Consider the following 14,865-nt stretch of genomic DNA (forward strand, 5'->3'; position numbering starts at 1 on the left):
TTGCGGCAGGCCGTATGCGGGGCGTAACGTGAACAATTCAAGAATCAGTACCCGGCTTGCCGCAAGCTTCGGCTTCGTGCTGCTGCTCATCCTCATCCTGGCCGGAGTCGGCATATGGCGCATGGAAACGGCCAGCGCCTTCATGAAGAACATCATCCAGGTGCGCTTCGGCACCGAGCGCGCGATGACCGAATGGAACAAGCTGACCTCGATGAACGCCCTGCGCACCATCGCCGCCGCCAAGGCCGGCAATGCGCAGACCGAGGCCTACTTCAAAGACCAGATGCAAGCCACCAGCGTGCGCATCTCCGAACTGCAGAAGCAGGTGACCTCGCGCATCACCGATCCCGGCGCCAAGACCATGCTGGCCGCCGTGGGGCAGAAACGCGCCGCCTATGTCGGGGCGCGTGCCGCCGCCATGAAAGCCAAATCGGCCGGCGACCTGGACGCGGCCAGGCAATTCTTCGACAAAGACATGACCGGCTACCTGGAGGCCTATGTGGGCAGCGTGGACGCGCTGCTCGCCTACGAGAAGCGCCTGATCGACAAGAACATGCAGGAGCAGCTCTCGGACAACCGCGCCGGCATGCTGCTGGTAGCGGGCGTAGCGGCCCTGGCCATACTGGCCGGCCTGATCTTCGCCTGGCTGATCACCCGATCCATCGTGAGGCCGCTGCGCCGGGCCGTCGGGCTCGCGCAAACCGTCTCGTCGCGCGATCTCAGCGCGACGATCGAAGACGGAGGCCGGGACGAAACCGGGCAGTTGCTGAGCGCGCTCAAGCAGATGAACGAGAGCCTGACCAGCGTGGTGCAAGAAGTGCGCAGCGGCGCCGACGCCATTGCCGGCGCATCCGGGCAGATCGCCGCCGGCAATGCCGACCTGTCTTCGCGCACTGAAGAACAGGCCAGTTCCCTGGCCGAGACGGCCGCCACCATGGAACAACTGACGGCCACGGTCAGGCAGAACTCCGACAACGCACAGCAGGCCAGCCACCTGGCCGTATCGGCGGCCGAGGTGGCCGTCAAGGGCGGCGAGGCCGTGTCGCGGGTGGTGCGGGCCATGGGTGCTATAGACGATTCCGCCCACAAGGTCGCGGACATCATAGGCGTCATCGACAGCATCGCGTTCCAGACCAATATCCTGGCCCTGAATGCCGCGGTAGAAGCCGCCCGCGCCGGCGAACAAGGCCGCGGCTTTGCCGTGGTCGCCACCGAAGTGCGGGCGCTGGCGCAGCGCAGCGCCGCGGCGGCCAAGGAAATCAAGGCGCTGATCGACTTGTCGGTGTCTTCTACCGCCGAGGGCAATGCCCTGGTGGCGGAGGCAGGCACGGCCATGTCCGAGACCGTGGACAGCATCCAGCGGGTGACGTCCATCGTGGGGGAAATCTCCTCGGCCAGCCGCGAACAGGCTGTCGGCATCGAGCAAGTGCACCGGGCGCTGGAACAAATGGATCAAGTCACGCAGCAGAACGCGGCGCTGGTGGAGCAGGCCTCGGCAGCCTCGGGCAGCTTGCGGGAACAGGCCTCCGGCCTGGCATCCCTGATGGCGACATTCAAGCTGGCATCGGCCCCGAAGCTACGCCAGGCTGCATATGCCGAAAGCCCGGCGCCGGCCGCCGAATTGCCGCGCCCGCCGTCCCTGGCGCTCGCTTCGCCGACGATGTAGATATAGTCTCGCGCCGGCACGACGCAATACACAGCACGGCGGCAAATATTCGCGCCAGGCTTGCCCTAGATCCCCAGGTAAGCGCGCAGCACTTCCTCGTTGCGCGCCAGCTCTGCCATGCCGCCCTGGTGGCGCAGCACGCCCTTTTCCAGCACATAGGCGCGATCAGCTACGCGCTGCGTGAAATGCAGGTTCTGCTCGGACAGCAGCAACCCTACCCCCTGGCGCTTGAGCTCCAGCAGCATGGCCGCGATCTGCTCGACGATGAGGGGCGCCACGCCTTCCGAAGGCTCGTCCAGCAGCACCAGGTAGGGGTTGCCCATCAGCGTACGCGCTATGGTCAGCATCTGCTGTTCGCCGCCGCTCAGCGTGCCGGCCTGGCGCCGCCGCAGCGCCGCCAGCGCGGGGAACAATTCATACAGCGCATCCGCGCTCCAGGCCGGCGCGGCGCCGCTTTCGGGCCAGGCGCGCGGCGCCTGCCTGCCGGTGTCCAGGTTCTGCTGCACCGTCAATTCGGTGAAGATGCGCCGGTCTTCGGGCACATAGCCCAGGCCGAGGCGCGCGATGCGAAACGGCTTGCGCCCGGCCAGCGGATGCCCCATGAAATCGAGCTGGCCCGAGATCCTGGGCATCAGGCCCATGATGGCCTTCAGGGTGCTCGACTTGCCCGCGCCGTTGCGGCCCATCAGGGCCACGATCTCGCCACGCCTGACCTCCAATGCCACGTCGAACAGTATTTGCGCAGCGCCATACCAGGCGTCCAGATGCCGCACGCGCAGCAGCGCGGCGCCTTCGGGCGGCCGGGCAGTGCTCAAGACCCCACCTCATTTTCCGCAAACGGCTCGGCGCCGGCCGCTTCGAAACTCGCACCGGATCCGAAATACACGCGCCGTACCTCGGGGTGGGCGCGTATTTCGCTCACGCCGCCCTGTGCGATCAGGCGCCCGCGCGCCAGCACGATGACGCGATCGGCGTAGTCGAACACCACGTCCATGCTGTGCTCGGTGAACAGCACCGCCATGCCGCGCGCCCGTGCCAGGCCGCGGATCAGCTCGAACAGCGCCTTGCGTTCGCGCGGCGCCATGCCGGCCGCAGGTTCGTCCATCAACAGCAGCGCCGGGTCGCCGGCCAGCGCCATCGCCAGCTCGACGCGCTTCACATCGCCGTAGGCCAGCTCGCTGCACGAGCGCTCGGCCTGGTCACGCATGCCGACCTGCTGCAGCAGTTCCAGCGCCTGCGCATGCTGCTGCGGGCGGGCCGGCCGCCAGAAGCCGTAGACGCGGCGGCGGGCGGCCAATAGCGCCATCTGCACGTTCTGGCACACGGTCATCGATGCGAACACCGCCGCGATCTGGAAGGTGCGCCCCACACCCAGCCGCGCGATGCGGCGCGCCGACAATCCCAGCAACTCGCTGCCGCGAAAGCGCACCGACCCGCCGCTGGCCGGCAACTGCCCGCCCACCATATTGAAAGTGGTGGACTTGCCGGCGCCATTGGGGCCGATCAGCGCCAGCATCTCGCCGGCATGTACGTCGAAGTCGACGCCGTCCACCGCGAGATTGCCGCCGAAAGCCTTGCGCAGGCCGCGCACGCTGAGCACACTTACGCAAGCCGGGGAAAGCGCCCCACCTTGCGCGGCCTCGCCGCCGGAAGCAGGTATGCCGCGGACGGGAATCGGCGCGCAGGGGCTGGAATCCGGCTCGCTGCTGCGGGCAGCCCACGCACCTGGGCTCGAAACGGGTTCGCCCCCGCCGGCAGCAGCCACACCGCGACGGGAAAGCGGCTCGTTCATCGCGCCCTCCGCACAGAAACGCCGCGCGCAGTCCCGCCGAAAATACCGGCGATGCCGCGCGGGAAAACCAACACCAGCAGCAGGATGGCGGCGCCCAGCCACGCGTGCCAGTATTGCGTGGCGCCGGCCAGGTAATCCTGCAGCACCTGGTATGCTGCGGCGCCGGCGATCGGGCCGGCCAGGGCCTGTATGCCGCCCAGCAGCACCATCACCAGGCCGTCCACCGACTTGCCCACGGCGATGATCTCGGGCGAAACGCTGCCCTTGGAATAAGCGAACAAGGCTCCCGCCAGGCCCGCGAACGCGCCGGCGATGACGAAGGCCAGCCACTGCACCAGCCGTGCATTCATGCCCAGCGCCTCGGCGCGCACAGGGTTGTCGCGCACGGCCCGCAGCGCCTGGCCGAAGGGCGCATAGATCATGCGCCACAACACCAGCAGGGCCAGCGCCACCAACGCCAGAACCAGGTAGTAATAACCGTTGCGCGGCAGCCATGCGGCCGGCCAGATGCCGAGCAGGCCATTGGAACCGCCGGTGAAACTGTCCCATTGGTATGCCACCGACCAGACGATTTGCGCAAAAGCCAGCGTCAGCATGGCCAGATAGACGCCGGACAGGCGCACGCAGAACCAACCGAACACCAGCGCCCCCAGGCCCGCCACCACCGGCGCGGCGGCCAGCGTCGCGGCCATGGGCCAGCCGGCGGCCTTGAGGAGCAGCGCCGCGCCGTATGCGCCCAACCCGAAATATGCAGCATGGCCGAACGAAGGCATGCCGCCCGGCCCCATCATGAAATGCAGGCTGGCCGCGAACAATATGGACACCAGTACGTCCAGCGCCAGCACCGGGGCGTAGGGCATGCTGCCCGCCCACAGCGGCAAGGCGGCCAGGGCTATGGCCAGCAGCGGCATCAGCCAGCGCAGCCCTACGCCCGGCTCACGCAACGGGGGTTCGGGCAGCCCGGCGGCACGCGGCGCCGCCAGCGGCCGGCCCAGCAAGCCCCACGGACGCCAGACCAGCACCGCGGCCATGACGATGAACTCCATCGCCAGCGTCAGCTTCGGAAACGCAATGGTCACCGCGCCCAGCGACACCGTGCCCAGCGCGATGCACAGCGCCTTGGCCAGGGCGATCAGCAGCGCCGCCAGGTAGGCGCCCGGAATCGAACCCATGCCGCCGACCACCACCACCACGAAGGCATCGCCGATCACGCTCAGGTCCAGGCCCAGGCTGGCGGGCTGGCGCGGTATCTGCAAGGCCCCGCCCAGGGCGGCCAGGAAGGCTCCCAGCGCGAACACGCCCGTGAACAGCCAGGCCTGGTTCACGCCCAGCGCCCCCAGCATTTCTCGGTCCTGGGTAGCGGCGCGCAGCAGCCCGCCCCAGCGCGTGCGGGTCAGCAGCAGCCACAGGCACAGCAGCACCGCCGGCCCGATCACGATCAGGGCCAGATCGTAGACGGGCAGGTAGCGATCGTGAATCTTCAGGGCGCCGTTCAGCCCGGGCGCCAGCGGCCCGAGCAGATCGTCCGGCCCCCACAGCCACAAGGCGGCGTCGTTGATGATGAGCACCAGGGCAAAGGTGGCCAGCAACTGGAACATTTCGGGCGCGGCGTAGATGCGCCGCAAGACCAGCATTTCGATCGCGGCGCCCAGCGCCGCCACGACCGCCGAGGCCAGCAGCAGGCACAGCCAGAATCCGGCGGGGCCGTGGCCCCAGTGCTGCAGCAGGCTGTAGGCAACATAGATGCCCAGCATGTACAGCGAGCCGTGCGCGAAATTGACGATGCGCGTCACGCCGAAGATCAGCGACAGGCCCGCGGCCACCAGGAACAGCGAAGAGGCTTGCGCCAGGCCGTTCAGGAACTGGACCAGGAAACCTGTCGCGGACATGGGATCAGGCGCGCGCGCCGGCGTGTCGCGGCGCGGCCGCGCTCAACCGGCGCTGGCCGGGCGCCACTTCCGGACCTGCTCGTCGCTGGGCTGCAGCGTGGCGCCGTCGACATATTCGATGTCGGTCATGATGCCCTTGCCGTCCTTGACGGCCAGCCGGCCCACGTACTCGCCCATGGTCGACTGGTGGTCGATGCCGCGATACACGATGCGCCCGAAAGGCGTGTCCACCGGCAGGTTCTCGAAGGCCTGCACCAGCGCGTCGGTCTGGGTGGAGCCGGCCTTGCGTATGCCGGCAGCCAGAGACTGGATGGTGTTGTAGCCCACCACCGAACCCAGGCGCGGGTAATCCTTGTAGCGGGCCTGGTAGGCCTGCAGGAACTTGTCATGCGCCGGGGTGTGGATCGCATACCAGGGGTAGCCCGTGACTACCCAGCCCTTGGGCGTCTCGGCGCCCAGCGCGTCCAGGTATTCGGGCTCGCCCGTCAGCATGCTGACCGCGTCCAGGCCCTGGAAGAAATTGCGCTGCGCGCCGGCGCGCACGAACTTCGTCAGGTCGCCGGCGAACAGCGCATTGAACAGCGCCTGCGGCTTGGCATCGGCCAGCGCCTGCACCACATTGCCGGCGTCGATCTTGCCCAGCGGCGCAGCCTGCTCGGCCACGAACTGGACGTCGGGCTGGGCCTGCTTGAGCAGGCGCTTGAAGGTCGCGGCCGCCGACTGGCCATATTCGTAGTTCGGGTACACCAGCGCCCAGCGCTGCTTGTGCATCTTGACCGCAGCCGGGATCAGCATCGCCACCTGCATGTAGGTGGAACTGCGCAGGCGGTATGTATAGGGATTGCCGTCGGCCCAGACGATCTTGTCGGTCAGCGGCTCGCTGGCGAGGAAGAAGGTCTTGTTGTGTCCGGCGAAATCGGCCACCGCCAGCCCGATGTTCGACAGGAACGTGCCGCACAGCACGTCGACCTTGTCGCGCTGCAGGAGCTCTTGCGCGGCACGCACCGCATCGCCCGGGTTGGCATTGTCGTCGCGGGTGACGAGTTCGAGCTGCTTGCCGTTGACGCCCCCGGCCGCATTGATCTGCGCGACGGCGAGTTCCATGCCCTTCTTGTAGGGGCCGAGAAATGCCGGCACGGTCTTGTAGCTGTTGAGTTCGCCGATACGGATCGTACCCTGGGCCTGGGCCAGCGGCGCCGCGGCAACGGACGCCAGGGCCAGCGCCCCCGCCAGCGTGGCCATACATCCTGTTCGATACATGATGCGCAAATTCCTGTGTGGGGCGGCCCCTTCGGCCGGTCCGGAAATTATACCCAATTTGAGCATAATTACACCGGCCTTCTGGAAATAAGCAAATGCAGGGGAATACACACCAGGCGGCACATATGGCCATGGCCCAAGAACATATAAACTACCGGTCTACCCTTTAGCTACCCTTCAGCCCATAACAAAACCAGTGGGAAGCCCCACGGGACACCTCGCGACACACGGCATTCCATCGGACGGCGCGGGGCGGCTCGTTCAAGGCGTCTTCGCTGGCCCGCCACTTTTTTATCGACGACATGCGCACACAGATCTGGGTTTTCATCGTGGCGGCCTTCTGCCTGCTGACACTGAGCCGCTGCCTGCTGGCGGCATGGCAATGGCCGCGAGTGCGCCAGGCCGGAGGCCTGCTGCCCATACTCAAGGGCGGCTTTCGCATCGATGCCAACCAGATCGCCGTGTTCGCCGGCATCCCCGCGCTGCTGGCGCCCTGGCTGGGGCACTTTCCGCTGGCGGTGACGATCACCGGCTGGTGGCTGCTGATCGCCTGGTTCCTGCTGGTGCTGCTGGAAGTTTCCACCCCGCAATTCATCTACGAATATGACACGCGCCCCAACCGCCTGTACGTGGAATACCTCAAGCACCCACAGGAAGTGTTCGGCATGCTCTGGAAAGGCTACAAAGCCGTGATCATAGGCGGGGTCGCGATACTCGTGCTGTTCATGTGGGCCGGCCACGCGCTGTTCGGGCATGCGCCGGCCGACGCGCCCATGACGTGGTGGCTGCGGCCGCTGTACAGCCTGGCCGCCGCCGCCATCATCTTCCTGGCGATCCGCGGCACCCTGGGACACCGACCCATCAACCCGGCCACCGTCGCCTACTGCGGCGACAGCATGCTCAACACGCTGCCGCTGAACTCGCTGTACAACGTGGCCTACGCGGTCTACAGCATGAAAAACGAGCGCTCGGCCGCCGATGTGTATGGCGGCATGCCGGCCGAGGAAATGCATGAGATCGTCAAGCGCTGCGCCGGCCTGAGTTCGGCCGCGGGCACGGGCGCGGCCATAGCTGCAGCTACAGGCACAGGTGCGGCTATGTCTGCGGGCACGGGTACGGGTACGGGTACGGGCACGGGTACGGGTACGGGTACGGGTACGGCACAGGATATTCCCTCACTGCACATGCAAGAACCCGCCATGCGCCGCGACCGCCCCCTGAATGTGGTGCTGATCGTGGAAGAAAGCCTGGGCGCGCAATATACCGGCGTGCTCGGCGGCGCGGGCCTGACGCCCGAATTCGACCGCCTGGCGGGCCTGGGGTGGAATTTCACGCAGGCCTACGCCACCGGCACCCGCTCGGTGCGCGGGCTGGAAGCCGTGGTGGCGGGCTTTCCGCCCACGGTTTCGGATGCGGCGCTGCGCCTGCCCGATGCGCAAAGCAATTTCTTCACGCTGGCCCAGGCGCTGCGGCGCCAGGGCTATCGCTCCCGCTTCATCTACGGCGGCGAAGCGCACTTCGACAATATGAAGAGCTTCTTCTTCGGCAACGGCTTCGACGATCTGTACGACCGCGCCACATTCGAGAACCCGGCCTTCGTCGGCACCTGGGGTGCGAGCGACGAAGACATGTTCGCCCAGCTCGACCGGCTGCTGAGCAACCCGCCCGATCAGCCCACGCTTACCCTGGCGTTCTCGGTCACCAACCACTCGCCCTGGGAATACCCGCAGGGCCGCATCCAGCCGGTGGGCGAGCCGGCCAGCGTCGAAAACACCGTGCGCTACGCCGACTGGGCGCTGGGCCGATTCTTCGACAGGGCGATGCAGAGCGACTATTGGCAGGACACCGTGTTCCTGGTCGTGGCCGACCATGACTCGCGGGTCTTCGGCGCAAGCCTGGTGCCGCTGCGGCATTTCCACATCCCGGCGCTGATCCTGGGCGCGGACGTACCCGCACGCAGCGACGGCCGGATGATCAGCCAGATAGACTTGCCCCCCACCCTGCTGTCGCTGGCCGGCATACGCGCCGAACATCCCATGATCGGGCACGACCTGTGCCGGGCCGACGCGGGCGGGCGCGCCATGATGCAATACAGCGACAACTACGGCTATCTGCAAAACGACAGGCTGCTGGTGCTGGAACCACAGCGCCCGCCCAGCCAGTATCGCTATATCGCGCCCGAAACCTACGAGCCCGCCGAGCTCGACCCCGAGCTGGCGCGCGAGGCCCTGGCGCACGTGCTCTGGCCGGCGTGGATGTACAAGAACCGGCGCTACACCCTGCCGCCGGCGCGCGGCGCCGCCTGAATCGGCGCGGGTCGCGGCGGCATGGGCCGCCGCACCATGTAACATATACTTTTCGTTTTCATACCCGGAGAGCTGGATGGAGCTGCTGCTGGACCCCGCCACGTGGGTCGGCTTGCTGACGCTGGTCGTGCTGGAGATCGTCCTCGGCATCGACAACCTGATTTTCATTGCCATACTGGCCGACCGGCTGCCGCCGGCGCAGCGCGACCGGGCGCGCATCATCGGCCTGCTGCTGGCCCTGGTCATGCGGCTGGTGCTGCTGTCGGCCATTTCGTGGATCTTCTCACTGACCGCTACGCTGGTCGACGTCGGCCCCTTCGCCTTCTCCGGCCGCGACCTGATACTGATCGCCGGCGGCTTCTTCCTGGTATACAAGGGCACCACCGAAATGCACGAGCGCATCGAGGGCAAGGCGCGCCCCGAGGCGAGTGCCGCCAGGATGCATTCCAGTTTCTGGGTCATCGTCACCCAGATCGTGGTGCTCGATGCCGTGTTCTCGCTGGATTCGGTCATCACCGCGGTGGGCATGGTCAACCGCATCGAAATCATGATGGCGGCGGTGATCATCGCCGTAGGCGCCATGGTCCTGGCATCCAAGCCGCTGACACGCCTGATCAACGCCCATCCCACGGCCATCATCCTGTGCCTGGGCTTCCTGCTGATGATAGGCTTTGCGCTGCTGGCCGAGGGCTTCGGCTTCCATGTGCCCAAGGGCTACCTGTACGCCGCCATCATCTTCGCCGTGCTCATCGAAATCCTGAACCAGGTGGCGCGCCGCAACCTCATGAAGATCGGCGGCCGCCGCCCCTTGCGCGAACGCACCGCCGAAGGGATATTGCGCATGCTGGGCAAGCGCCAGGCGACCGAGGACGCGCCGCAGGAAGGCGAGCCCGCAGCCGAGGCGGCCGGCGCCTTCGGCGTGGAAGAGCGCAATATGGTCAGCGGCGTGCTCAAGCTGGCCGACCGCAATGTGCGCTCCATCATGACGCCGCGCACCGACATCAGCTGGATAGACCTGAACGACGACGCCCACACCATAGAAAAAGAACTCAGGCAGGCGCCGCACGGCTTCTTTCCCGTATGCCGCGGCACGCTGGACGAGCTGGAAGGCATAGGCCGCGCCAAGGACATGATGAGCGACCTGCTGCTGCACGGCCGCATCCGGATCCAGGGCCTGCGCCCGCCCATCATCGTGCACGACTCGGTACCCATGCTCGAGCTGATCCACACCTTGAAGCGCGCCCGCGGCCAACTGGTCATCGTCGCCGACGAGTTCGGCGCCATCGAGGGCCTGGTCACGCCCATCGACGTGTTCGAGGCCATCGCCGGCGACTTTCCCGACGAGGACGAGGCGCCCGACATCCTGCCCGACGGCCCCGACCGCTGGAAGGTCGACGGCGCCACCGACCTGCACCAGCTCGAACAGGAATTGAACATCACCGGCCTGGTCGACGATGCCGACGACTACACCACGCTGGCCGGATACCTGCTCAGCCGCTTCGGCCACCTGCCCGAGACCGGCGAACAATATGCGCTCGCACAGCCCCATGGGCACATCCGCTTCGAAGTCCTGAGCATGGAAGGCCGGCGCATCGGCCGTGTGCTGATCGAACGCCATCCGGAAGCGCTGGAGACGGACGAAGACCAGGCGGCCTAGGCTGCACGATCCCGGCCGTGGGCCCTACACGCCGCCCCACGGCCGTTCGAGCGCAGCGACAATGGCCGATGCCGGAATCGCGCGCGACAGCCGAATACGAAAAATGCAAACATGACTACGCCCAACACAGAGTGTCGAAAGCCGCTGCGCATTCTGCATACAGAGGCAGCCACATCGTTCGGCGGCCAGGAACACAGGATCTTCAAGGAAATGCTGGCCATGCGCGAGCGTGGCCACCACCTGGAACTGGTCTGCCAGGCGGAGGCAGCCCTGGCGGAACGCACTCGGTCCGAGGGCTTCCGGGTGCACGAAGTCGTGATGGCGGGGCCCAGAAGTTTCGCGGTCGCCGCGATGCATATCGCGCGCATACTGAGGCAGGGCGGATTCGACGTCGTGAACACACACAGCCGCACGGATACGATGTCTGCGGCTGCGGCGGGACGCCTCGTGAGAACCCCCTTGATCGTCCGTACCCGACACCTGGCGATACCACCGGGCTCGCTCATTTCTTACACTGGCCTTCCGCATCGTGTCATTGCGGTCAGCGAGCACGTCCGCAGACTATTGATAGGCCGAGGCGCAGCCCCCGAAAAGATCGCGACGGTCATGGACGCGATCGTCCTGCCTCGCCCCGTCGATGCCGCCATATTGCGGCACGAGCTCGGCCTGAGCCCAGACGCCATCGTCATTGGATCCGTCGGGCACATGCGGGAAAGAAAGGGGCACCCGGATCTCGTCGCGGCAAGCATCCCTTTGATCAGATCCCGGCCGAACCTCCACCTGGTCATTGCCGGCGAAGGCGAACCCCTGCTCACGAGCCTGCGGGAACAAGTGGCATCGGAAGGACTGGGCGACAGGATTCATTTGCTGGGCAGGCGCCGCGACATCGCGAACCTGCTGAGCGGCTTCGACATATTCGCTCTTGCGACCAAGAGCGAAGCGCTGGGCACCGCCTATCTGGAAGCTGCCGCATGCGGCCTGCCTCTGGTAGGCACCAATGTGGGCGGGGTTCCCGAAATTATCGAAGAAGGCGTCAACGGCTTGCTCGTCGAGCCGGGCAATCGCGCGCAACTGGCCGACGCATTGTCCCGGCTCGTCGACGACCCGGCTTTGCGCGCCAGGCTGGGCGAGGCCGCCCGCGCCAAGGTCGCGGGCGACCCCAGGTTTTCTGTCGGCTACATGGCCGAGGCCACCGAAAGCCTGTATTACCAGTGGCTGCGGTAATGCTGCCGAGCCGGCGGATCCGGTAACGACCGACTACGGAAACACAATAACGGAGACACAATTATTGCAATACCCATGATAAAGTCAGGTTTATGGAAATCGCGCCGAGACCAAGAAAATTTTTACACCGCGGCGCGTGTTACGGGCATTCCCGCGACCTACGGCGACAGCGCCCATACGACTTCCAATAGTTGAATCTCCATGTCGTCCATCCGCACCCTGAAAACCTTTCTCGCCGTGGCGCGCCAAGGCTCATTCGCTGCGGCGGGCAAGCAAATCGGATTGACTCCGGCGGCGGTCGGGCTGCAGATCCGCGCCCTGGAAGACTCCATGAATTGCCAGTTGTTCGATCGCAGCGCCCGCGCCGTGATCCTCAACTCGTCCGGCCGCGCGCTGGTACCGGAAATCGAAGACATCGTGCGCCACTTCGAGTCACTGGCCGCGCAAACCGGCGCGGACAGCATGTCGGGCACGATAATCGTCGGGGCGCTGGTTTCGGTGCTGATGGGGGCCTTCGCCGACGCGCTATGGACCGTGCGCCAACGCCATCCCAAGCTGGACGTGCGCTTGTTCGCGGGGCTGTCCAGCGATTTCACGCGGCGCGTCGAACAGGGCGAGCTGGATGCGGCCATCGTCACCCAGTCGCCGTTTCCGCTTTCGGCCAATCTTTTATGGACGCCGCTCTATAGCGAACCGATGATACTCATCGTGCCGCGCCGGCCGCATTTTGCGCTGCCCTCCTCGCAAGCCATGCAGATCCTGGCCGAAGCGCCATTCATGCGCTTCGACCGCAACACCTGGACGGGCAACCTGATACAGGACGTGCTCGACCGCCTGGACGTCCAGGTGCGCGACAGCATGGAACTGAACTCCGTCGAGGCCATCATCGAGCTCGTGCGCCACGGCTTCGGCATATCCATCGTGCCGCAGCTCGCGAACGTCTGCTGGCAGGAAGACCGCGAGCTGCAAGTGATTCCCTTGCCCACCACGGACATCGAGCGCCGCATAGGCCTGCTGGAACGCGCGAGCCACAGCCGCACCGCGTTCACCGATGCCGTCAAGCTGTACTTCGACCAGGTTTCGGGTAGCGGCGCTCGCAAGGCAAGGCCATAGCCCGAGACGGCGCAAGGTTCGCAAACCTGTGGCCGGCGCGTTCGGCCAGCCTGCTCAGGCGTATTTCTTCTCGCGCGGCGCCGAGACTTCTCTCAAGGCATCCAGCAATGCATGGGACAGGTGCGAACGCGGATTGTCGCGCGGCATCAGCAGCCCCAAGCGGCGCATGATGGGCGGGTCGCCGAAAGGCAGCACGCGGATCGTGGAGGGGAACTCGTTGGCCACCCCCCGGTTCGGCACCACGGATACGCCCAGGCCATTGGCCACCATGGCGACCACGCCCTCGACCGAGTCGATTTCCATGGTCGACTGGACTTCCAGCCCGCGCCTTTCTATTTCGGCGCCGACCATGCGGCCCACGCGCGCCATGCGGTTGAAGCGCACATAGGGGTTATTCTCCAGCAATTCCCGATCGGTATCGCCGGCGGCCGTCTTGTGCGCGATCACGACCATGGCCTCTTCGAAGAATTCATGGAACTGCAGGCTGCCCCGGCTGACCTCGGGCTCGGTCACCAGGGCGACGTCGAGCTGGCCGTGGTAGACCTCCATTTCGAGTTCGTGCGTCAGCCCGCTGGTCAGGCGTATCTCGATGCCTTGCCCGCGCTTTTGCAGACGCCTGAGAGCCAGGGGCAGCCAGCCCGAAATCGAGGTGTGCACCGCGCCCAACTTGAGCACGCCGCCCGCGACATCGCGCTTGAGGCTGTCGCTCAGGCTTTCCCAGTGCTCGATCAGGTCGCGCGCACGATCGATCAGGCGCAGGCCGCTGGGGGTAAGCACGGGCGGACGACGGGTACGGTCGAACAGCACAGTGCCTAGTTCGTCTTCGAGGGCGCGCATCTGCATGCTGACGGCCGACAGCGACAGGCCGATGGCCTTGCCGGCCTCGGCGAAGCTGCCGCGATCGGCGACTGCAACCAGCGTATATAGCGTCTTGACGTCCATCGGCTTCTCGAAATATGCCCGCGGGGCCATGGCGGCCAGGCAGGCCTGCGGCCGCTACAGCCCCAACAGCGACCGGGCATTATCCCCCATTACCTTGGCGCGGTTCTCGGGCTTCAGGGGCAGTTGCTCGAACCATTCCTTGTAGCCTTGCACCGGGCAGAACGGGAAAGAGCTGGCGTACAGCATGCGATCGGCAAGAAAGCCATCGGCCGCCTTGACGTATTCTTCCCAGCCCGGCATGCGCGAGAAATACATGTCCGGAGACAGGTACAGGTTCGGCCGGCGGAAGGCCACATGCAGGATCTCGTTGACCCAGGGCCAGCCGCCATGGGCCACCACCACCTTCATGGACGGGAAATCGGCCAGCACGCGGTCGGTGCGTATGGGGTCGGAATAACCCAGGTCCGGGCCGGCCGTGCCGCCCACCATCATGATGACCGGCACCTGGCGATCCTCGCAATGGGCGTAGATCGGATACAGGCGGCGGTCGTCCGCATACATGGGCACGGGGTATGCCCCCGGCTCGATATTGATCAGCTTGAAGCCTTGCTCGATCGCCGCGTCGATGGTGGCGCAAGCCTGGCGGCGCGAGGTCGGGTCGATGGAAGCCGCGCCGATAAAGCGCGGGCCATAGGTCTGCATAATGTGGAGCACGTCTTCGTTCGAGACGCTGCCCAGCATGCCGGCACGCCGGCCGACCACCACGCCGTGCTCGATATCGGCGCGATCCATTTCCGCCAGCAGCATGTCCATGGACTGTTGCTGGGCTGCCGGCGACGGCTCGAAGCCGACCGTGCGCGTGAAGCCGTCGCGCCGCTCGCCGGCGTTGTACATCAAGGTGTCGAGAAATCCGCGCAGGGGCGGACGCAAGCGGAAATCGATGATTCCCATGGAGTTCCTCTCGTCAGGCGGGCCTCGGGCCCGGGCGTTGAAAATTCGGGATCGGGCGTATGGCGCAGGCGCCAGGCGCCGCGCCGTACGAAACCGCCTCGGCCGGCCGGCGCCGGCCGAGGCGG

Annotated in this window: 11 protein-coding genes; 5 read left to right on the top strand and 6 right to left on the bottom strand. The window is 66.2% G+C overall.

Annotation, left to right across the window (positions count from 1 at the left end; translation table 11 throughout):
• The first annotated feature begins 28 nt into the window (after positions 1 to 28).
• Entirely contained in the window at positions 29 to 1,666 is a 1,638-nt protein-coding gene (locus tag KVP10_RS21460) for a methyl-accepting chemotaxis protein (RefSeq protein WP_217966088.1), read from the top strand.
• A gap of 65 nt (positions 1,667 to 1,731) precedes the next feature.
• On the opposite strand, the gene KVP10_RS17850 is transcribed toward KVP10_RS21460, so the two are convergent.
• From KVP10_RS17850 to KVP10_RS17865, 4 genes are read right to left on the bottom strand one after another with little or no spacing between them, the layout of a single operon-like run.
• Entirely contained in the window at positions 1,732 to 2,481 is a 750-nt protein-coding gene (locus tag KVP10_RS17850; protein ID WP_217966090.1) for an ABC transporter ATP-binding protein, read from the bottom strand.
• Entirely contained in the window at positions 2,478 to 3,458 is a 981-nt protein-coding gene (locus KVP10_RS17855; protein WP_217966091.1) for an ABC transporter ATP-binding protein, read from the bottom strand. The genes KVP10_RS17850 and KVP10_RS17855 overlap by 4 nt, the downstream gene beginning before the upstream one ends.
• Positions 3,455 to 5,347 (bottom strand): ABC transporter permease, encoded by a 1,893-nt coding sequence (locus KVP10_RS17860; protein ID WP_217966093.1) that lies wholly within the window; start codon positions 5,345 to 5,347, stop codon positions 3,455 to 3,457. Before KVP10_RS17860 ends, KVP10_RS17855 begins: the two co-directional genes overlap by 4 nt.
• 42 nt (positions 5,348 to 5,389) lie before the next feature.
• On the bottom strand, positions 5,390 to 6,589 hold the full coding sequence (locus KVP10_RS17865; protein ID WP_217966168.1) for an ABC transporter substrate-binding protein: 1,200 nt from the start codon (positions 6,587 to 6,589) through the stop codon (positions 5,390 to 5,392).
• A gap of 320 nt (positions 6,590 to 6,909) precedes the next feature.
• Here KVP10_RS17865 and KVP10_RS17870 point away from each other — a divergent pair, with 320 nt between their 5' ends.
• The 4 genes from KVP10_RS17870 (at position 6,910) to KVP10_RS17885 (ending at position 12,907) form a co-directional block, all read left to right on the top strand.
• Positions 6,910 to 8,913 (top strand): LTA synthase family protein, encoded by a 2,004-nt coding sequence (locus KVP10_RS17870; protein ID WP_217966095.1) that lies wholly within the window; start codon positions 6,910 to 6,912, stop codon positions 8,911 to 8,913.
• A gap of 76 nt (positions 8,914 to 8,989) precedes the next feature.
• Entirely contained in the window at positions 8,990 to 10,570 is a 1,581-nt protein-coding gene (locus KVP10_RS17875; protein WP_217966096.1) for a TerC family protein, read from the top strand.
• A 111-nt stretch (positions 10,571 to 10,681) separates the two neighbouring features.
• A complete protein-coding gene (locus tag KVP10_RS17880) occupies positions 10,682 to 11,794 on the top strand; it encodes a glycosyltransferase family 4 protein (protein WP_217966097.1) in 1,113 nt (370 codons plus the stop codon).
• A gap of 201 nt (positions 11,795 to 11,995) precedes the next feature.
• Positions 11,996 to 12,907: a LysR substrate-binding domain-containing protein gene (locus KVP10_RS17885; RefSeq protein ID WP_217966098.1), complete on the top strand. Its 912-nt coding sequence runs from the start codon at positions 11,996 to 11,998 to the stop codon at positions 12,905 to 12,907.
• Between the two features lie 54 nt (positions 12,908 to 12,961).
• Here KVP10_RS17885 and KVP10_RS17890 read toward each other — a convergent pair whose 3' ends face one another.
• A complete protein-coding gene (locus KVP10_RS17890; RefSeq protein WP_217966099.1) occupies positions 12,962 to 13,849 on the bottom strand; it encodes a LysR family transcriptional regulator in 888 nt (295 codons plus the stop codon).
• Positions 13,850 to 13,903: 54 nt separating this feature from the next.
• A complete protein-coding gene (locus KVP10_RS17895) occupies positions 13,904 to 14,740 on the bottom strand; it encodes an amidohydrolase family protein (protein ID WP_217966100.1) in 837 nt (278 codons plus the stop codon).
• Positions 14,741 to 14,865: the final 125 nt, after the last annotated feature.

Origin of the sequence: Candidimonas humi, from assembly GCF_019166065.1 — a bacterium.
In the GTDB taxonomy this organism is placed as follows: domain Bacteria; phylum Pseudomonadota; class Gammaproteobacteria; order Burkholderiales; family Burkholderiaceae_B; genus Candidimonas; species Candidimonas humi.

What these genes read in the sequence shown, in the direction of transcription:
- KVP10_RS17875 (WP_217966096.1), top strand. Translation starts at nt 8,990, where the DNA reads ATGGAGCTGCTGCTGGACCCCGCCACGTGGGTCGGCTTGCTGACGCTG.
- KVP10_RS17880 (WP_217966097.1), top strand. Translation starts at nt 10,682, where the DNA reads ATGACTACGCCCAACACAGAGTGTCGAAAGCCGCTGCGCATTCTGCAT.
- KVP10_RS17895 (WP_217966100.1), bottom strand. Translation starts at nt 14,740, where the DNA reads ATGGGAATCATCGATTTCCGCTTGCGTCCGCCCCTGCGCGGATTTCTC.
- KVP10_RS17890 (WP_217966099.1), bottom strand. Translation starts at nt 13,849, where the DNA reads ATGGACGTCAAGACGCTATATACGCTGGTTGCAGTCGCCGATCGCGGC.
- KVP10_RS17885 (WP_217966098.1), top strand. Translation starts at nt 11,996, where the DNA reads ATGTCGTCCATCCGCACCCTGAAAACCTTTCTCGCCGTGGCGCGCCAA.
- KVP10_RS17860 (WP_217966093.1), bottom strand. Translation starts at nt 5,347, where the DNA reads ATGTCCGCGACAGGTTTCCTGGTCCAGTTCCTGAACGGCCTGGCGCAA.
- KVP10_RS17865 (WP_217966168.1), bottom strand. Translation starts at nt 6,589, where the DNA reads ATGGCCACGCTGGCGGGGGCGCTGGCCCTGGCGTCCGTTGCCGCGGCG.
- KVP10_RS17870 (WP_217966095.1), top strand. Translation starts at nt 6,910, where the DNA reads ATGCGCACACAGATCTGGGTTTTCATCGTGGCGGCCTTCTGCCTGCTG.
- KVP10_RS17855 (WP_217966091.1), bottom strand. Translation starts at nt 3,458, where the DNA reads ATGAACGAGCCGCTTTCCCGTCGCGGTGTGGCTGCTGCCGGCGGGGGC.